General features: G+C 35.9%; 20 protein-coding genes and 2 tRNA genes. 15 read left to right on the top strand and 7 right to left on the bottom strand.

Annotation, left to right across the window (positions count from 1 at the left end):
- Nucleotides 1-21 precede the first annotated feature (21 nt).
- The 3 genes from METIG_RS06145 to rpsS all read left to right on the top strand — a co-directional run bounded on the left by METIG_RS06145 (nucleotide 22) and on the right by rpsS (nucleotide 1596).
- Complete coding sequence (locus tag METIG_RS06145) at nucleotides 22-282, top strand: 50S ribosomal protein L23 (protein WP_013799358.1); 261 nt, start codon at nucleotides 22-24, stop codon at nucleotides 280-282.
- An 84-nt stretch (nucleotides 283-366) separates the two neighbouring features.
- A complete protein-coding gene (locus tag METIG_RS06150) occupies nucleotides 367-1092 on the top strand; it encodes a 50S ribosomal protein L2 (RefSeq protein ID WP_013799359.1) in 726 nt (241 codons plus the stop codon).
- A 45-nt stretch (nucleotides 1093-1137) separates the two neighbouring features.
- Nucleotides 1138-1596: a 30S ribosomal protein S19 gene (rpsS, locus tag METIG_RS06155; RefSeq protein ID WP_013799360.1), complete on the top strand. Its 459-nt coding sequence runs from the start codon at nucleotides 1138-1140 to the stop codon at nucleotides 1594-1596.
- Nucleotides 1597-1693: 97 nt separating this feature from the next.
- Here the strand turns inward: rpsS and METIG_RS06160 are convergent, their stop codons facing one another.
- Nucleotides 1694-2293 carry a FumA C-terminus/TtdB family hydratase beta subunit gene (locus METIG_RS06160; RefSeq protein WP_013799361.1) on the bottom strand — a complete coding sequence of 200 codons (600 nt, stop codon included), beginning with the start codon at nucleotides 2291-2293 and terminating at the stop codon, nucleotides 1694-1696.
- A 636-nt stretch (nucleotides 2294-2929) separates the two neighbouring features.
- Between METIG_RS06160 and METIG_RS06165 the strand changes: the two genes are divergently transcribed.
- Nucleotides 2930-3760 carry a sugar phosphate isomerase/epimerase family protein gene (locus tag METIG_RS06165; protein WP_013799362.1) on the top strand — a complete coding sequence of 277 codons (831 nt, stop codon included), beginning with the start codon at nucleotides 2930-2932 and terminating at the stop codon, nucleotides 3758-3760.
- Nucleotides 3757-4422: an NADPH-dependent F420 reductase gene (gene npdG, locus METIG_RS06170; RefSeq protein WP_013799363.1), complete on the top strand. Its 666-nt coding sequence runs from the start codon at nucleotides 3757-3759 to the stop codon at nucleotides 4420-4422. The genes METIG_RS06165 and npdG overlap by 4 nt, the downstream gene beginning before the upstream one ends.
- A gap of 369 nt (nucleotides 4423-4791) precedes the next feature.
- On the opposite strand, the gene METIG_RS06175 is transcribed toward npdG, so the two are convergent.
- From METIG_RS06175 to METIG_RS06195, 5 genes are all read right to left on the bottom strand, one after another.
- Nucleotides 4792-5859 carry a M20/M25/M40 family metallo-hydrolase gene (locus tag METIG_RS06175; protein WP_013799364.1) on the bottom strand — a complete coding sequence of 356 codons (1068 nt, stop codon included), beginning with the start codon at nucleotides 5857-5859 and terminating at the stop codon, nucleotides 4792-4794.
- Nucleotides 5860-5927: 68 nt separating this feature from the next.
- A complete protein-coding gene (locus METIG_RS06180; RefSeq protein WP_013799365.1) occupies nucleotides 5928-7283 on the bottom strand; it encodes a signal recognition particle protein Srp54 in 1356 nt (451 codons plus the stop codon).
- A 3-nt stretch (nucleotides 7284-7286) separates the two neighbouring features.
- Entirely contained in the window at nucleotides 7287-7841 is a 555-nt protein-coding gene (locus METIG_RS06185) for a UbiX family flavin prenyltransferase (protein ID WP_013799366.1), read from the bottom strand.
- Nucleotides 7838-8170 (bottom strand): prenylated flavin chaperone LpdD, encoded by a 333-nt coding sequence (lpdD, locus tag METIG_RS06190; RefSeq protein WP_013799367.1) that lies wholly within the window; start codon nucleotides 8168-8170, stop codon nucleotides 7838-7840. Before lpdD ends, METIG_RS06185 begins: the two co-directional genes overlap by 4 nt.
- Nucleotides 8171-8549: 379 nt before the next feature.
- Nucleotides 8550-8637 (bottom strand) — tRNA-Leu (locus tag METIG_RS06195).
- A 94-nt stretch (nucleotides 8638-8731) separates the two neighbouring features.
- Here METIG_RS06195 and METIG_RS06200 point away from each other — a divergent pair.
- Nucleotides 8732-8846 (top strand) — tRNA-Met (locus tag METIG_RS06200).
- Between the two features lie 190 nt (nucleotides 8847-9036).
- Here the strand turns inward: METIG_RS06200 and mmp10 are convergent.
- Nucleotides 9037-10299 (bottom strand): methyl coenzyme M reductase-arginine methyltransferase Mmp10, encoded by a 1263-nt coding sequence (gene mmp10 / locus METIG_RS06205; RefSeq protein WP_048055688.1) that lies wholly within the window; start codon nucleotides 10297-10299, stop codon nucleotides 9037-9039.
- A gap of 438 nt (nucleotides 10300-10737) precedes the next feature.
- On the opposite strand from mmp10, the gene mcrB reads away from it, so the two are divergent.
- The 9 genes from mcrB (at nucleotide 10738) to METIG_RS06250 (ending at nucleotide 18889) form a co-directional block, all read left to right on the top strand.
- Nucleotides 10738-12072 carry a coenzyme-B sulfoethylthiotransferase subunit beta gene (gene mcrB / locus METIG_RS06210; RefSeq protein WP_013799369.1) on the top strand — a complete coding sequence of 445 codons (1335 nt, stop codon included), beginning with the start codon at nucleotides 10738-10740 and terminating at the stop codon, nucleotides 12070-12072.
- A gap of 9 nt (nucleotides 12073-12081) precedes the next feature.
- The gene (gene mcrD, locus METIG_RS06215) at nucleotides 12082-12588 is read left to right on the top strand and encodes a methyl-coenzyme M reductase operon protein D (protein WP_013799370.1); all 507 of its coding nucleotides are present in this window, start codon (nucleotides 12082-12084) and stop codon (nucleotides 12586-12588) included.
- Between the two features lies 1 nt (nucleotide 12589).
- Nucleotides 12590-13186: a methyl-coenzyme M reductase I operon protein C gene (mcrC, locus tag METIG_RS06220; protein WP_013799371.1), complete on the top strand. Its 597-nt coding sequence runs from the start codon at nucleotides 12590-12592 to the stop codon at nucleotides 13184-13186.
- 12 nt (nucleotides 13187-13198) lie between these two features.
- Entirely contained in the window at nucleotides 13199-13981 is a 783-nt protein-coding gene (gene mcrG / locus METIG_RS06225; RefSeq protein WP_013799372.1) for a coenzyme-B sulfoethylthiotransferase subunit gamma, read from the top strand.
- 133 nt (nucleotides 13982-14114) lie between these two features.
- Complete coding sequence (gene mcrA / locus METIG_RS06230; protein ID WP_013799373.1) at nucleotides 14115-15776, top strand: coenzyme-B sulfoethylthiotransferase subunit alpha; 1662 nt, start codon at nucleotides 14115-14117, stop codon at nucleotides 15774-15776.
- A 231-nt stretch (nucleotides 15777-16007) separates the two neighbouring features.
- Nucleotides 16008-16907, top strand: coding sequence for a tetrahydromethanopterin S-methyltransferase subunit E (gene mtrE / locus METIG_RS06235; RefSeq protein WP_013799374.1), 900 nt, complete (start codon nucleotides 16008-16010; stop codon nucleotides 16905-16907).
- 56 nt (nucleotides 16908-16963) lie between these two features.
- Nucleotides 16964-17671, top strand: a complete 708-nt coding sequence (gene mtrD, locus METIG_RS06240; RefSeq protein WP_048055559.1) for a tetrahydromethanopterin S-methyltransferase subunit D — start codon at nucleotides 16964-16966, stop codon at nucleotides 17669-17671.
- Nucleotides 17672-17758: 87 nt separating this feature from the next.
- Nucleotides 17759-18553, top strand: a complete 795-nt coding sequence (mtrC, locus tag METIG_RS06245) for a tetrahydromethanopterin S-methyltransferase subunit MtrC (RefSeq protein ID WP_013799376.1) — start codon at nucleotides 17759-17761, stop codon at nucleotides 18551-18553.
- 9 nt (nucleotides 18554-18562) lie between these two features.
- Nucleotides 18563-18889 carry a tetrahydromethanopterin S-methyltransferase subunit B gene (locus tag METIG_RS06250; RefSeq protein WP_013799377.1) on the top strand — a complete coding sequence of 109 codons (327 nt, stop codon included), beginning with the start codon at nucleotides 18563-18565 and terminating at the stop codon, nucleotides 18887-18889.
- Nucleotides 18890-18900 lie beyond the last annotated feature (11 nt).

Consider the following 18900-nt stretch of genomic DNA (forward strand, 5'->3'; position numbering starts at 1 on the left):
TTTTTAGCATGAGGTGGTTATATGGATGCCTTTGATGTCATAAAAATGCCAGTAATTAGTGAGAAGACAATGAGACTCATTGAGGAAGAGAACAAGTTGGTATTCTACGTGCACAGAAAAGCAACAAAGGAAGATATTAAGAGAGCAATGAAAGAATTGTTTAATGTTGAAGTTGAGAAGGTAAATACAATGATAACTCCAAAAGGAGAAAAGAAAGCATACGTTAAATTGAAGGACGGCTACGATGCAAGTGAAGTAGCCGCAAACTTGGGAATCTACTAATATAGAAACACGTAATGAGCGGGATGCAATAGATTGGGGGAGCAAAAACAATAAAAGGCAAATTTTAAACATTTGGGTGATATAATGGGTAAAAGGTTAATATCACAAAACAGAGGTAGAGGAGGACCGAATTATAGATGTCCTTCCCACAAAAGAAGAGGAGAAGTAAAATATAGAAAATTTGATGATTTAGAGAAAAAAGGAAAAATTATTGGGACAATTACAGACATCTTGCACGATCCAGGTAGAAGTGCACCAGTAGCAACAGTTAAATTTGAAAACGGGGAGGAAAAACTCTTATTAGTCCCAGAAGGCATGAAAGTTGGAGATACAATTGAGTGTGGAGTTGCTGCAGAGATAAAACCAGGAAACATCTTACCATTGGGAGAAATTCCAGAGGGTATTCCTGTCTTTAACATTGAGACCGTTCCTGGCGATGGAGGAAAATTGGTAAGAGCAGGAGGGTGCTACGCACACATCATTGCTCACGATGTAGGAAAAACAATTGTAAAATTGCCATCAGGACAATTAAAAGCACTTCACCCAATGTGTAGGGCTACAATTGGAGTTGTTGCTGGTGGAGGAAGGAAAGAGAAACCATTTGTTAAGGCAGGTAAGAAATACCACGCAATGAAAGCTAAGGCAATCAAATGGCCAAGAGTTAGAGGAGTTGCAATGAACGCTGTTGACCACCCATTCGGTGGAGGTAGACACCAACACACTGGTAAACCAACAACAGTTTCAAGAAGAATGCCACCAGGAAGGAAAGTTGGTCATATTGCTGCAAGAAGAACTGGGGTAAGGAAATAATTTATAAAATTTTTAAAACACTTTTTGGGATTATAAGGTGAAAACATGGCAAGAGGAAGAGCTGCAAGAAAAAAGAAAAAACAACAAGTTACAGTAAGAAGGGGAGAATTTAGATACAGAGGATACACATTAGAAGAACTTCAACAAATGCCTTTGAAGGAGTTTATTAAGCTGCTCCCTGCAAGACAAAGAAGAAGTATGTTGAGAGGTTTAACACCTCAACAAAGAAAATTAGCTATGAAAATTAAAAAGGCAAGAAGATTATTGAAGAAAGGTAAAGAACCAAGGATTATTAGAACACACTGCAGAGATTTCATTATAACTCCTGACATGGTTGGATTGACATTTGGAGTTTACAACGGTAAGGAATTCGTTGAAGTTAAAGTTACAGAAGAAATGATTGGACACTACCTTGGAGAATTCTCACTCACAAGAAAACCAGTTCAACACGGAAGCCCAGGTATGGGAGCTACAAGAAGCTCCATGTTCGTTCCAATCAAATAATCGGGCAGTTTTTCAATTCAATTCTTTTTTTATTTTGGAAGGTTAGATTCATATATTTTAATTTATGGATAAAATAAAAAAGAAAAAATATTTGGGGTTATATTTTTTGAGATTGAACCATCATTTTTAAATTTTCAAAAACCTTCTCATTTACTTCTTCATAAATACTGTTTCCATGTGCATCCATCGCCACAATTAAAGGGCCAAAGTTCTCAACTTCCAATTCCCAAACTGCCTCAGGCATTCCTAATTCTAAAAAATAGACATTTTTAACTTCTTTTATGCAATTTGCTAAAAGTGCAGCACATCCCCCTGGAGCAGCGAGATACACAACCTTATGTTCTTTGAATGTTTTGAGTAATTCTTTCTTCATTCCACCCTTCCCAACGATTGCGGATAAATTGGTTACCTTTATTACCTCTTCCTCAGTGTTATTCATCCTTGCAGAGGTTGTTGGGCCTATTGCGACACAAACCCATTTATCATTTTCTTTTTTCATTATTGGTCCTGCATGATAAATTACACCATTTTCTAAATTAAAGGGCAATTCCTTTCCTTTTTTGTGGTATTTTATAATTTCCAAATGTGCCTCATCTCTTGCAGTATATATTACCCCATTCAAATAAACAACATCTCCAACTTTTAATTTGCTGATGGTTTCTTTTGAAATTGGTGTTTTTAATTCAAATGATGCCAAACTACCACCCTCAAGTTTTTGCTTAAAGTTATAATTTTTTATAATGGTAATGATATAAATTGTTTAAAGCATTTTTGAGTATGATGATAAAAATGAAATTTGGAATGCAACGCTGCGTCGTTGCATCGGAGAGTAGTGGAGAGTTGCAAAATCGAAGATTTTGCTTATAGTCTCGGACGTTAATAAGTGGAGGATTATCATTTGGAAAATTATAGTCGTGTGCGTTGGAATTTTAGGTGAAAACTCTTGCGGAGTTTTTACTGCTCGAAGCTTCGCTTCAATTAGGTGAAACCTTCGGTTTCACTGCTCGAAGCTTCGCTTCGATGGATATAACCGCAGTAAATTTTGTAAGATTATTAACAATTAACATTATTTCAAATTTTTAAGAAAAAATAACTACTATTTGAAATTTATTGATTATAAATTAAGTTTAAAGATTCCGTACATGATTATATTGTGGCTTCGCATTCAAAACCAAATTTTATTGAAATAGATAGACTTTTGGGAAAAATTTAATAATGTTAATATTCCAAATATTTTTGTCCGAGATTATAATCCCGCACTGATACCTAATTGCTTCGCTTAGAGGTATAAAATAAAAAAATTTTTTTACAATTTTCTGTTTGGTGATAAAAAATGAAGTTTGGAATTTCATCATTGGTTTTTTTACCAGAGGGTTTAAAATCTACTATGGAGAAAATTGCAGAAAACCACTTTGACTGTTGGGAGATTGTTTGTGAAGGGAATCACTATCTTTCTCCAAAAAATATAAAGTATCTTATGGAGTTAAAGGATAGGTATGAGGTAGATATTGTTGTTCATGCTCCATTCTCTGATCTAAATCCTGCATCAATGAATGAGAGAGTTAGGAGATTGACAGTTGACTGTATAACTGATGCAATTGAGGGGGCTTTTGAATTGGATGCGAGTGTTGTTGTTGTACATCCTGGCTATATCCCACCATTGTGGAGTAATTATGTTGAGGATATTTTAGATAATAATTTCTCAACTTTAAGTGATATTGTTGAGGTTGCGGAGGATTATGGAATTACAATTGGCCTCGAAAACATGCCAAATTTCAAAGGAGTTTTGGGAATAACACCAGAGAGTTTGAGGGAAATTGTTAAAGATATCGACTCAAAATACCTTGGCATAACCTTTGACATTGGACATGCAAACACCATCGGAAACCCAGCGGATTTTGTTGAGGAATTGAATAGTATTGGGGAAGGTATTGTGCACGTCCACATCCATGACAACAATGGTTATGATGATGAACATTTAAAAATAGGGGAAGGGAAGATTGATTTCCTAAGCGTCCTCAAAAAATTGAAAGAAATTAAATATGATGGAGTTTTATCAATAGAGAATAAGAATGTTAGGGATGCAGTTAAAAGTAAAGAGGTCTTAAATGAATATTTATCTATTTTGGATGATTTGAAAAAGGGTATTGAGGTGGAACTATGAAGATAGCAATCTTAGGAGGGACCGGAGAGCAGGGTTTTGGATTGGCTTTGAGGTTTGCTAAGAACCACGAGGTTATAATAGGTTCAAGGAAAAAAGAGAGGGCAGAGGATGCAGCAGAAAAGGTAAAGTCTATATTGAAAGAGAGGGGCATTGATGCAAATGTTAGGGGTTTAGAGAATAAAGATGCAGCAAAAGAGGGAGATATTGTAATTCTCTCATTGCCTTATGAATACACCTTATCGACAATCAAGGATTTAAAAGAGCATTTGGATGGAAAAATTGTCGTCTCCATTGGTGTACCATTGGCAACTGCAATAGGAGATAAACCTACAAGACCTTTACCACCTCCACAAGGTTCTGTTGCAGAGATGGTGCAAGAAAAACTTAAAAATTCAAAAGTTGTGAGTGCATTCCAGAATGTATGTTGTAGGGCGTTGGAGGATTTAGATAATCCTGTTGATTGTGATATATTAGTTTGTGGGGATGATGAGGAAGCAAAAAAGGTTGTTATGGAATTAGCTGAGGAAATTGAAGGGGTTAGAGCAATTGACTGTGGAGAATTGGAAATGTCAAGAATTATTGAGCAAATAACCCCATTATTGATAAAATTAAATATAAAATACAAGTTAAAAGGCACTGGAATAAGGATTACTGGATTTTAAAGTAAATAAGAGGCATTACTGAGTGAGTCGAGGTATAGTTGTGTGCGTTTAAAAATCTTTAATAAAATTTTTAGTTTGTGGATAAACACCATATTTAAATCCACTGTAACCCATGGTTGCAGGGAAGTTGAATAATCGTAGATTATTCAACTATTAGTTATGGTTTAAATAACCATTAAAAAATTCCGCACACAACTATAATGCATCTCATTTGGATGAAATCAAACCGTAAGGTTTGAGTTGCAAAAATCTTTATTTTTGCTCAATCGGAGCGAAGCGGAGAGCTGCAAAAATCGAAGAGTTTTTGCTCAATTGGAGCAAAGTGGAAAGCCGCAAAACTGATATGTTTTGCTCAACTTTTTAAAAGTTTCATTTAAAATCGAGTATGCGGTTTAATAAATCATCTGCCATTTTCAATCCTTTTTCAAATTCTTTAATGCTTAAAAATTCATTTGGAGAATGGATAACATCTAAACTTCCAGCCCCAAAGATTAAAACATCTGCATTTAGTATATTGCCAAAGTAAAATGCTTCACATGTTGCATTAAAAAAGTCAATTTCAAAATCTTTTGATATTGAATTTAGTAGTTCTTCATTTTTTAGTATATAGAAATCCGCATAAGGAACTTTTCTTTTGTTCAAATATACTTCAACATATTTTGAGTATCTTTTTTCTTTTAAATAATCTTTTATTTTTTCCATTAAATTTTCTTCTACACTCCTAACGTCCAAAATAACTTCTGCACGGTTTGGGATTATATTTGGCTGGATGCCTCCCTTTATCATGGTTGGGGTTATTGATGAATAGTATTTTTTTCCATTAACCTCTATAAAACTGCATGGAAAATTCCTTAAGTCACAAATTACATCAACTATTATTTCTATGGCATTTATGCCGTTATTTGGGTCTGATGCATGACCAGATTTTCCATATGCCTTAACAACAACTTCAAACCTCCCCTTATGTCCAATACACACTTTTAAATCAGTAGGTTCTCCAACAATGCAGTAGAATTTTTTAGTTTTTGTGTTCTCTTTTAACCAATGGCAAAAATTGTATATACCACATGAGTCCCTTTCCTCATCAGGAGAAACAACTAAAACAGCATTTTCGTTGTTCAAAAAGGCATGTACTAATGAAACAAGCGGAGCTTTGGCATCACAAACACCAGTTCCATAAAAATTCTCGTCATCTTTTTCAAATTCCCTCAAAACTTTAACTGTATCTATATGTGAATTTAATAGAACTCCATTCTGCAAGTCCTCAAAATCCCTGTAAGCGACAAAACACCCCTTAATTATTCTATTCTTTATACCTAAATTGTCAAAAAAATTAGATAAATATTTAAATGCCTTTTTTACGCCTTCTTCATTATCAGTTCTTATTTTTGATAAATCTTCCCATAATTCAATTGGATTAAACTCTTTTGGTGTCATGAATATCCACATTTTTGTATTTTAAAATTTTAAAAATTAATTTAGACAAAGTTAAATTAATTAGTAGCTTATTTTTCTTTAAACATTAATTGCCTCATAATTTGCCCAATAGGTCCCCCCATCTTTAGCATCTTACCTCTTTTTAAATTTTCAATGGCTCGTTTGGTTGTTGCATAATATCTTAACAATTCCTTAACTTCTTCTGGCTTAACTCCCGCACCTCTCGCAATTCTTTCGATTCTTGATGCTTTAATTATTTCTGGGTTCTCTTTTTCTTCTTTTGTCATTGAGTCCATAATAATTCTGTATTTTTTTAGTTTTTGTTCTGTTATCTGGACTACTTCTTTTGGGAGTCCTGCACCAAATCCTGGTATCATGTTCATTATTTGCTTGATAGGCCCCATTTTGTTTATTGCCTCTAATTGAGCATAGAGCTCGTTAAGTGTAAATTTCCCCCTTAATATAGCATCTATGCTCTCCTCAGTTTTCTCATCTACTAATTCGTCTGCCTTTTCCAACAATGAATCTAAATCTCCCATTCCCAAGAGTCTTGAGATGAATTTTTTTGGGTCAAATGGCTCTAAATCGTCAATTCCTTCTCCAGTTCCAATGAATTTTATTGGTGCTTTTATTTCAGCAACAGCACTTAATGCTCCCCCACCCTTTGCAGAACCATCCAATTTAGTAACTATAATACTTCCAATATCTCCAACTGCATCTTTAAATGCCTTTGCTTGATTTCTTGCCTGTTGTCCAAGTGTTCCATCAATGACTAATATAATCTCGTCTGGATTTGTTATTTCCTTCATCATCTTCATTTCTTCTAACAACCCTTTCTCTTCTTTATGTCTTCCAGCAGTATCTATGATTATTACATCTGCCTTTTTGAATTTTTCAAGACCTTCTTTTGCTATGTCTATTGGTGATTTTGTTCTTGTTTCGTCTCCATACAAAGGCACATGTATTTTCTCGGCAAGTTGTTTCAACTGCTCATAAGCAGCAGGCCTATAAGTATCTGCTGCAATTAAAGCAGGCTTCAATCCTCTTTTTTGGATGTATCTTGCTAATTTTGCTGCAGTTGTTGTTTTTCCACTACCTTGAATACCAACAAGCAGTATGACTGTCTGTTTTTTTGGATTTAACTCTAATGGTTTTGGTTCTTCTCCCAAAAGTTTTACTAATTCCTCATAGACAATTTTTATGATGTGCTCTTTCTTTGAAAATCCTTTTGGTGGGGTTTCTTCAATAGCCCTTTTTTCAATTGTCTTACTCATTTGGAGAACCAGCTTTACATTAACATCCGCTTGAATTAATGCCTTTTGGATGTCCTTAATCACTTCTTTAACCAATTTTTTATCAACAAATGTGGCGTTTTTTATTTTATTTAATGCTTTATTGATACTTTCTCCCAATTTTTCAAGCATATTTTATTCCCCCCATCTTTTGAATAAATCGTTTTCAATACCTAAAATATCCAAAACTCTACCAACAACAAAATTAACTAAGTCATCAATGGTTTTTGGCTCGTTGTAAAATGCTGGAATTGGTGGCATAATAACAACGCCTAATTTTGCCAATTTAAGCATGTTCTCTAAATGTATCGCATTGAATGGCATTTCTCTCGGCATTAGGATTAGTTTTCTTTTCTCCTTTAATGCAATATCACAAACCCTAACTATTAAATTGCTACTGTATCCATTCGCTATTGAAGATAGTGTTTTCATAGAGCATGGGATTACAATAGCGGCATCAAATTTATTTGAACCAGATGCGAGGGGAGAAAAGAAGTCATCATTTTCATAATATTTGTCTGCTAACTTTATAAAATCATTACATTTTATTTTCAATTCATGCTCAATTATCTTTTTTGCAGAATTTGAGATTATAAGAAAAGTTTCGACATTTTTCTCTTTTAGCACCTCTAACAACCTTTTTGCATATATTGCTCCACTCGCTCCAGTTACACAAACCACAACTTTCATAACTCTCCTCCTTTCATTAAAAATAACTCAATACATTTTTTTGCATTATTCACTAATATATCTATTTCTTCTTTTTTTGCGTTATCTATGTGGATGCCACAAATAACCAAAACAGGTTTTTTAATTTTTTCGTAGATGAGTTTTGCAGCATATTCTGAAATAACATAATCTTTATGGTTATCTCTATTTATTGTTTTTAGTTTACCGTCCATCAATGAGACGCTACCAATATGTTCTTTCTCTCCTCCGCCAATAATAACGACTAAATCATCCCCTACTTTAATATGCTTTAAAAATACTCCATACCTTCCTTCCTCAACAACTATCATAAAATCACCAAATATTAAATTTAAATATTTCGATATATGATGTAAAAATATAGCCGTGTGCGTTAGAAGGGTTTTTTGGCAAAATCCAAGGGATTTTGCCGTATATCTTTTGGCAAAACTGAAAGTTTTGCCGTATGTCTTTTGGCAAAACCCAAAGGGTTTTGCCGTAATTGTTGGTAAATTTTTAATGATTGTAGAATTATTTCAATTTTTTGGCAAAACCTAAAAGGTTTTGCCGTATATTTTAAGGGAGAATAAAGATTATTTAAAAATTCATTAGCATATAAATAACTTTAAAAAATTCGCACACGACTATAATAAACACAAAATCACATGAACTTTAAAACAACTTTAATGTTTTAAAAATAGTGCATATTAATGGTGCGGGGGCAGGGATTTGAACCCTGGAACCCCTGCGGGACTGGACCCTCAATCCAGCGCCTTTGACCAGGCTTGGCGACCCCCGCACAGGTATTAATAGCATTTATAGTTTTGTACATCAATATATAAATTTTTCGCCGAAAAGTATATATATGACTTTTGAATATTACTAACATGCGTGCCGAGGTGGCTTAGCCTGGTTATAGCGCTCGGCTCATACGGGCCTTCCCGGGGGTAGCGCCCCGGGTCCTGAGAAACCGAGAGGTCGGGGGTTCAAATCCCCCCCTCGGCACCATTTTTATTTTAGATATATTCATCGATTAAATTAAATATAGAAATATATTTATTTTGATTGAATAAATGAAAAGAATTTCACAAACAACTTTTTATGAAATCAAAAAAGGGAATAAAATCATTTTTATTGAATCATTTTTATTTTTAATTGTTTTTATTTTTGTTTATTTTTAATTAAATGGGTTTAGAGTCTATTTTCTAACACCAAAAAAGTTTATCATTCCAATAAGTTCATTAAACGCATTTAACTCAAACTCAATTGCTTCTTTTTTAGTGTATATACCACTAACTTCTCCGTCCAATGTTAACTGCTCAATACCCCTCAAAATCATCCTCTTTTCTCCGTCTCTTGTTAATATTTCCTCTGCCACCCTATCATGAACAAATGCCCTTGGGGGGATAAATACAGTATCAGATAACTCTTTTAAATTTATTTGCTCCAAATCCTTTGCAGTTATCAAGTCAGCAATGTCCTTATTAACTTTAACAACATTCACAGGAGTTTCATCAAATATTTTCTTTAGGAATGGATATGCTACATTACCCGTTATAATCGTTGCCTCACACTCAATTTTATTTTTTAATTTGTTTAGTATATTTTCCTCATGAGCGATAGCAAAAGGTGTATTTGTAACAGGGTCATATAGAGGAGTTCCAGAAACCCTTACTTTATTTCCAAATGTTTCATGAATTTCTTTGACTATGCTTTTGAATTCCTCTATTGTATGGGGTTTTATCCCTTCAACTATTGGAGCATTTTCAAGAATTAATCCTTGCTCAATTTTATTTGCAAATCTCATTAATATTACTGCTTTTGCCCCCCAATCTACCAAATCACCAACTGTTTTTATAAGTTCTTTTCCATCATTAACTCCTGGCACAACTATTATGGCACAATGAACCTCACAATTTTCGCAGAAGTACTTTAGGCATTCAAGGGAGGTTTTTGCATTTTTGTCATTCATCCATTCCTTTCTTAATTTTTCATTTGTGGAAAATACAGAAAATGTAACTTCATCTACACCATAATCAACCAAATTTTTTGCAATATCTAAACTTCCAAATCCCTTCCCAGATGTATATCCAAGGTGTATTTTTAATCCCATATCACTGATATATTTACACAACTCTTCTAAAAATGGATAGCAACTTATGTCTCCTCCGCCTGTGATATTTACCTTATCATATTTATTAAAAAATAGTGCACCTTGAACTTGTTGGAGAACAAATGGTAACGGTAAAAAATTTCCATTCATTTCTCTTACAGAGTATGTGCAGTAATCACACCCAATTTGAAATGTGCAATGTTTGCATCCAAATGGAAACACGTCCTTAGAGTTTGCTTTTCTAAAATAGCAAAACCTACAAAATCCATTACAATCTTTTCCCGGCTCGCCTTTTAGATCTACAAGTAATTGGGCTTTTTTATTTTTTTTATTATCTTCAAAATCCATCCTAAGGTTCATTCCAAAATTCATAACTCTTCACTATTTTATTTTTTTAGTTTATTAGCTTGATATAAATGTATTAAAATAAAATTTATGAGTATACTCACACATGAAAAATTGACGAAAATATTAAAATTGTAATATAGTCAAGGACAATTATTAAGGCACATTTGATTGCCTTCCAATAGGAAGGCAGTCATTCTTACTTTGTATTATTTTAATTTTATTTTGTCGATCTATTATATTATTATGAGATGACCATAACCAAACATAAATCATGATAAAAATTTAGGTGAGAATATTACTTAATTAATCTTATCTTGTTTGCATAGTTCCAAAATGGAATAATATATAAAGTTTTCGGTTTGAATTTAATGGAAAATTGAATATATATAATCATCTAATAATAACCCGTGTAATAATCAAAGTGTAGGAGTGGTTCCTATGGTAAAGTATGAAGATAAGATAAACTTGTATGATGCAAAAGGAAATCTTGTTGAAGAAAATGTGCCATTAGAAGCAATAAGCCCATTACACAACCCAACAATCCAAAAAATTGTTAAAGATATTAAGAGGACAGTTGCAGTTAACTTAGCAGGTATTGAAAATGCATTAAAAACTGGAGCAGTTGGAGGAAAAGCTTGTATAATTCCAGGTAGAACATTAGACTTACCAATCGTAGAAAATGCTGAAACAATTATGGACTATGTTGAAAAATTGTTAAGAGTTTCCCCAGATGACGACACAAACTTGAAACTCATTAATGGCGGAAAACAAATGGCTGTTCAGTTGCCATCAAAAAGATTAGAAGTTGCTGCAGAATACTCAGTTTCAATGTTGAATACAGCAATGGCTTTAAAAGAAGCAATTATCAAGACATTTGATGTAGACATGTTCGATGCTCCAATGGTTCATGCAGCAATCTTAGGAAGATACCCACAAGTTCCTGACTACATGGGAGCAAACATCGCTTCATTATTAGGGGCTCCAACAAACTTAGAAGGTTTAGGTTACGCTTTAAGAAACATCATGGTAAACCACTATGTTGCTACAACAAAGAAAAACATAATGAACGCTGTTGCATTTGCGTCAATAATGGAACAAACAGCAATGTTTGAAATGGGAGATGCAATTGGAGTATTCGAAAGATTACACTTACTTGGTTTAGCATACCAAGGATTAAACGCAGACAACTTGGTAATTGACTTAGTAAAAGCAAATGGTAAGAACGGAACTGTTGGTACCGTTGTAGCATCAGTTGTTGAAAGAGCATTAGAAGATGGTGTCATTACAGAAGACAAGAAATTACCGTCAGGATTCGTAATGTACAAACCAGTTGATGTTGCTAAATGGAACGCTTACGCAGCAGCAGGTTTAGTTGCTGCAGTTATCGTAAACTGTGGTGCAGCAAGAGCAGCACAAAACGTTGCATCAACAATCTTGTACTACAACGACATACTTGAATACGAAACTGGATTACCAGGAGTTGACTTTGGTAGAGCAGAAGGTACTGCAGTTGGTTTCAGTTTCTTCAGCCACTCCATCTACGGTGGGGGAGGTCCAGGTATCTTCCACGGAAACCACGTTGTTACAAGACACAGCAAAGGATTTGCAATCCCACCAGTATGTGCTGCGATGTGTGTAGATGCTGGAACCCAGATGTTCTCACCAGAAAAAACATCAGCATTAGTTGGTGCAGTTTACAGTGCAATTGATGAATTCAGAGAACCATTGAAATACGTAATTGAAGGGGCATTAGAAATTAAAGACAAAATCTAAGTGATTTAGATGATAGAAGTTGAAGTTTTTCCTCACAGATATTTAAAAGCCACTACAACTGAAAAATTTCTAAATAAAGTTTATGCCTTAGAAACTACTGAAAGAATTATTATCCATGGGCAGCCCCTCCCAAAAACCGTTTACTATGGGCCTGCAAAAGGAACACCAGTAAATCATTCAGAAAGAAAAATAATTAGCGTTGGAGGAGTTCCTGTAGAACTTACAGTTATGGCAGGGAGGTTTTGGATAACGCTTAAAGATGACAGCGAGTTAGACAAACTCAAAGAAATCTGTGAAGAGCTCTTCCCATTTGGATACAACATTAAAGTTGGTAAATTCTTGAAAGATAAGCCAACAGTAACTGACTATATAAAGTATGGAGAGAGATTTGTCAATGAAATAGATAAAAGATTGATTGGAATTACCGATCCAAGAAGTAAATTTGAATCTGCCGTCAAAATAATTCCAAAAGAAGAAGAAAAAGAAGATGAGGAAAAAAGTAGTAAAGAGGAGTAATATGCCAGTAGGTAGAAAAGAACAAATCATTGACTGTAGGGCAGTAATGGGTCTCGGTGAAGGTGGAGGACTGGCTCAGAGAGGTACTTTTGCAGAGGCATTAAGAAATGATGTAGTAGTAGTTGCAATGTCACCAGGGAGGAGGCATATAACAAAACCAGTATGTGAAATAACCTATGGAATCAGGGAAGCAGGGATTCAGACAAGTGTTCTTGTATTAGATGCTGGAAGCGGAATTCCTCACGATGCTCCACATGGCAGTTTAGGTTCAACCTTTGGGCTTAAGCCTGAAGAGGCTGCCCAAATAAATAGACATAAATTGTGTGTTGTGCATTTTGGAAATGTAATCAACCACGTGGTTTATAAAGCTCGATTGCTCTTGAGATACGTTGAAATACCAACAATTGTCGTTTGCCAGTGTCCAGTAGATATGGAAGATTTCGCAAAGGTTGGGGTTAAAACTCTAAATGTTATGCCTGTTGAACCACAAACAAAAGGAATGATTGTTGATATAGTGACAGGTGTAGTTAGGGGTGAATCTTGCCCACAAACTAAGATTGATGAGATAATTGAAAAAATCAAAAAGCACTTAACTTAATGAGGTGATTTTATGGCATACAAGCCTCAATTCTACCCAGGTGAAACAAAAATTGCACAAAACAGAAGAAACCACATGAACCCAGATGTTGAATTGGAAAAGTTAAGAGAAATTCCAGATGAAGATGTTGTAAAAATAATGGGTCACAGACAACCAGGGGAAGATTACAAAACAATTCACCCACCATTAGAAGAAATGGACTTACCAGAGGACTACGTAAGGGATTTAGTTGAGCCAATCAACGGAGCAAAAGAAGGACACAGAATTAGATACATCCAGTTCGCAGATTCAATGTACTTCGCTCCTGCTCAACCATACGACAGAGCAAGAACATACATGTGGAGATTCAGAGGGGTAGATACAGGTACCTTATCAGGAAGACAAGTTATCGAAATGAGAGAAAGCGACTTAGAGGCATTGTCCAAGAACTTCCTTATCGATACAGCATTCTTCGACCCAGCAAGATGTGGTATCAGGGGGGCAACTGTCCACGGGCACTCATTAAGATTGGATGAAAATGGTTTGATGTTCGACGCTCTCCAAAGATATGTTTACGATGAGAAAACAGGACACGTAGTATACGTAAAAGACCAAGTTGGAAGACCATTGGATGAACCAGTAGATGTTGGAGAGCCATTACCAGAAGAAAAATTAAGAGAAATTACAACAATCTACAGAAAAGACGGAATTCCAATGAGGGAAGACAAAGAGCTCTTAACAGTAGTTAAGAGAATCCACAGAGCAAGAACCCTTGGTGGATTCTGCCCAACAGAAGATGTATTCAAAGAACTCTAAACTAACTTATTTCTCTCTTGGCTTTAAATCAAAATCTTTAACCTTACTCATGACTAATAACTTAAATAATCAATAACCTAAAACTAAAATAGAAAAATAACAAAATTCCTCACAAATTCCTTGAGGTGAGCCTATGGAAGCAGAAAAGAAATTATTCTTAAAAGCATTGAAGGAGAAATTTGAAGAAGATCCAAAAGAAAAATACACAAAGTTCTACGTATTTGGAGGATGGAAACAATCAGCAAGAAAAAGAGAATTCGTTGAAGCAGCAGAAAAATTACTTGAGAAAAGAGGAGGAATTCCATTCTACAATCCAGACATTGGGGTTCCATTAGGTCAAAGAAAATTAATGCCATACAAACTCTCTGGAACAGACTACATTGTTGAAGGAGATGACTTACACTTCATGAACAACGCTGCAATGCAACAAATGTGGGATGACATTAGGAGAACTGTTATCGTTGGTATGGATACTGCGCATGCAGTTTTAGAGAAGAGGTTAGGGGTAGAAGTTACACCAGAAACAATCAACGAATACATGGAAACCATCAACCACGCATTACCTGGTGGGGCAGTTGTCCAAGAGCACATGGTTGAGGTCCACCCAGCATTAGCATGGGACTGTTACGCTAAGATATTCACTGGAGACGATGAATTAGCAGATGAGATTGACAAGAAGTTCTTAATTGACATCAACAAATTGTTCCCAGAAGAACAAGCAGAACAAATCAAGAAAGCTATCGGTAAAAGAACATACCAAGTCAACAGAGTACCAACATTAGTCGGTAGAGTTTGTGATGGAGGTACAATTGCAAGATGGTCTGCAATGCAAATTGGTATGTCCTTCATTACAGCATACAAGCTCTGTGCTGGGGAGGCAGCAATTGCTGACTTCTCCTACGCTGCAAAACACGCAGACGTTATCCAAATGGGTACACTCTTACCAGCAAGAAGAGCAAGAGGTCCAAACGAACCAGGTGGAATTCCATTCGGTATCTTAGCAGATATTGTCCAAACTTCAAGGGTAAGTGATGACCCAGTAGAACAAGCATTAGAAGTCGTTGGTGCAGGGGCAATGTTATACGACCAAATCTGGCTTGGTTCCTACATGTCTGGTGGTGTCGGATTCACACAATATGCAACCGCAGCTTACACAGATGACATCTTAGATGACTTCTCCTACTACGGATATGATTACATAACCAAGAAATATGGAGGATGTAACTCAATTAAACCAACTATGGATGTAGTTGAGGACATTGCAACAGAAGTGACCTTATACGCATTAGAGCAATATGACGAATATCCAGCGTTGTTAGAGGATCACTTTGGAGGTTCCCAAAGAGCAGCAGTTACAGCTGCAGCAGCAGGAATTACTACCGCATTAGCTACTGGTAACTCAAACGCTGGATTGAACGGATGGTACTTAAGCCAAATCTTACACAAAGAATACCACAGCAGATTAGGATTCTACGGATACGACTTGCAAGACCAATGTGGTGCCGCTAACTCATTATCAATTAGAAACGACGAGTCCTCACCATTAGAATTGAGAGGTCCAAACTATCCAAACTACGCAATGAACGTCGGTCACCAAGGAGAATACGCAGGTATTACACAAGCAGCACACTCAGCAAGAGGAGATGCATTTGCTCTCAACCCATTAATTAAAGTAGCATTCGCAGATCCATCATTGATCTTCGACTTTGCACACCCAAGAAAAGAGTTTGCAAGAGGTGCTTTAAGAGAATTCGAACCAGCAGGAGAAAGAGATCCAATTATTCCAGCACACTAAGGGCTTTTGCCCTTAATAAATTTTTTTTTTAATTATGTTTATATTGTTTTAGATTTAGTAACAATATGTAAAAGATACAAAAATCTTAAGTAAAAATAAAAAATTCTTTAATCTGACTTTTGCGAAATCAAATGGAAAAGAATATATATTATATAAGGAAAGATAAAAAATATCTTATTTTATTTGGGGTTGTGTTGTGTTAATGTTAATATTATTTTGTGAGGTGAAAAAATGGATACTACATTAATAGCCCTTGGAGCGTTGGCTTTGGCAGGAGCAGCAGCAACAATTGCTGGATGTGCAGAAGACTTAGAGTCTGACGTAGGTTCTCAGTCCAACCCTAACTCACAGGTTCAGTTAGCTCCACAAATGGGTAACATCCACAGATACTTCAACAAGGCAATTTCAGGGGAGCCAGTTTCATACGGTTTGTATGTTGCTGTTGCTGGTGCAATAGCATGGGCATTATTAAACTATGGGTTGAATCCTGTTCTTGCATTGGTAGCTGGTTCTGGTGTGGCAGCATTTGTTCATGGAGCTTATGCAGTTAGCTCATACTTAGGTAGAATTGTTGGTCAATCAAAGAACTTCGGTCAACCAGTTTACATGGATGTTGTTTTAAGCCACTTAGGGCCTATAGTAGGGCATGGATTTATAGCGGTATTCTGTATGGTTTTTGCAGCATATTTAGCAAATAATGTATTAGGAAACCCATTCCCATTGCCATTGGTAGCATTGATATTTGGTATTACAGTTGGGGCAATTGGTTCCTCCACAGGAGACGTTCACTATGGTGCTGAAAGAGAATATCAAAAGTATCCATTTGGAGGAGGGGTTCCTGTCGCTAACCATGGAGATATTGATATTAAAGCAGAATATGGTTTAAGAAATGGTTTGGACTCATCGTACTTCTGTTCAAGATTAGGTGGACCATTAACAGGGCTTTGCTTTGGTTTGATTATATTCTTAGATGGTTGGAGAGGCGTTTTAGGTGAAATTCTTGGAAATGATTTAATGACAAAATCAGTTATTGCGATCATTATAGGGCTTTTAATTGTTGTTGTCGCTGCAATATTAAATAGAAAAGTTGAGGTATTTGCAAGAGAGAAATACGGACCATACACAAAATAAGTTTGTATGACACAACAAATTCAAAATTGACTATAAACATGGAATGTGGTGATATCATGGATGCTGTGAGTTTATTGATACCTCTTGCAGAAATTACAATTGCAGGGGCTATAATTAATGCAAGTGTTCATTTTGTTCCTGTCGGTGGAGCTCCAGCAGCAATGGCTACATCAACTGGGGTAGGTACAGGTACAACACAGTTAGCGGCAGGTGCAGGGTTTACTGGATTAATGGCTGCTGCAGCAATGGCTGCTCAGGCAGGAGTTGACGTATTCAATCCAGCACACTTGGCTTTAATTGCTCTTTCTGGAGCAGTAGGTTCAATGATTATGCTTGGTATTACAATGTTGATTGGGCAGTTGATTTATGTATTTGGAGTAGGGGTTGTTCCAGCAGCAGATAAGTGTGAAAAAGACCCTATAACAGGAGATGAACAAAGACCTTACATCACACCAGGTACAACTGGTCACGCAGTTCCTACAGTTTGTTTTGTTAGTGGTTTAATTGGAGCAGGACTTGGAGGTATTGGTGGGGCTCTTGCGTACATTGCATTAAAACAATTAGGATTTGACACAGCAATTGCTGGAATTTTAGCAGTTGGGTTTTTCTTCATAAATGCGGTTCTTGCGTCCTATAACATTGGAGGAACAATCGAAGGATTCCACGATCCAAAATTCAAGAAAATGCCAAATGGGGTTATAGCATCATTCGTAGCATCATTATTGTGTGGACTTGTATTATTAGGAATGGCAGGTTTGGCATAAATTAGGCTATGGCTTTGCCTATTATATAAGCATAAACAAGGATTCTACACAAAAACAATAAAAATTAAAAATTGAGTTGGTGGTAATATGGCTCATGGTGGAGGAGGTCATGCAGCAGAAGTATATCCAGAAAACCAAGTTTTGGCTGTAGGGGCAATCTTGGCTATAGTAGGAATGTATGTTGCTCACTTTGTTCCAAGTTTGTCAATGTTGATAGGTGGGTTATTAGCAGCAGGAGCATGTGTTGCTGGAGCAAACACTGTTAGGAAAGTTGCTGCTTATGGTTTAGGTACTGGGGTTCCATCCATTGGTATGATTAGTTTAGGTATGGGAACAATGGCTGCATTGGCAGGAGTTTTAATTCCTAAGGTATTTGGTATTCCTGAAATTGTAACACCAATACTTGCAGCAGTTATTGCAATAGTTGTTGGATTTATAATTGGTAGGTTAACAGTAAATCCAGTAGGTATGAAAATCCCAATTATGGTTCAAAGTATGACAAAACTTTCCCTTGCAGGAGCTTTGGCAATCCTTGGATTCTGTGTCGCTTATGCAGGAGGATTTTCAGCAGATGTGTTCATTGATAATGCAGTTAAAAATGGAATTATTGCATTAGCATTTATTGGAGCAGGTATGTCAATATTGCATCCTTTCAACGCATGTTTAGGTCCAAATGAGAGCCACGAAAGAACATTAACTCTTGCAGTGGCATGTGGTTTAATAACATGGTTAGTCTTTGCCATTGCTAAATTAGATCTAATCTCAACAATCGTTGCTGCAATACTTTGGGCTATTGCATATGGAACATATGTGAAGATGTCATTAAGAGATGCATGCTGTGTCCTCTACACCCCAGAATTGCCTAAGAAGGAAGAAGAGTAAGGTGGTATAATGGAAGTTGTCAAGATATGTCCAGAGATCGATGTAGTTATGGAAGTTAATAGTGGTCTTGTGGCAGAAATGAGAAAGGATGTCCTCGTTGTAGATTTAACTCATGTTGAAGAAGAAGTTAAAAAATTAGAGAGATTGGCAACAGCACTCAAGAACTCATTAGACCCAAGAAACCCGCCATTGAATACATTCGACAACAGAGATGGAGTATATAAAATTTCAGGGCTTTTTAAAGGTATGTTCTTTGGGTTCTGGATAACACTTGCGATTCTTGTGTTAGTAGTGATATTAGTGATTAAAACGAATTTAAGCTTAATAGGTCTATAATTTGAATTTGG

The organism is Methanotorris igneus Kol 5 (assembly GCF_000214415.1).
GTDB classification, from domain to species: domain Archaea; phylum AGJL01; class Methanococci; order Methanococcales; family Methanococcaceae; genus Methanotorris; species Methanotorris igneus.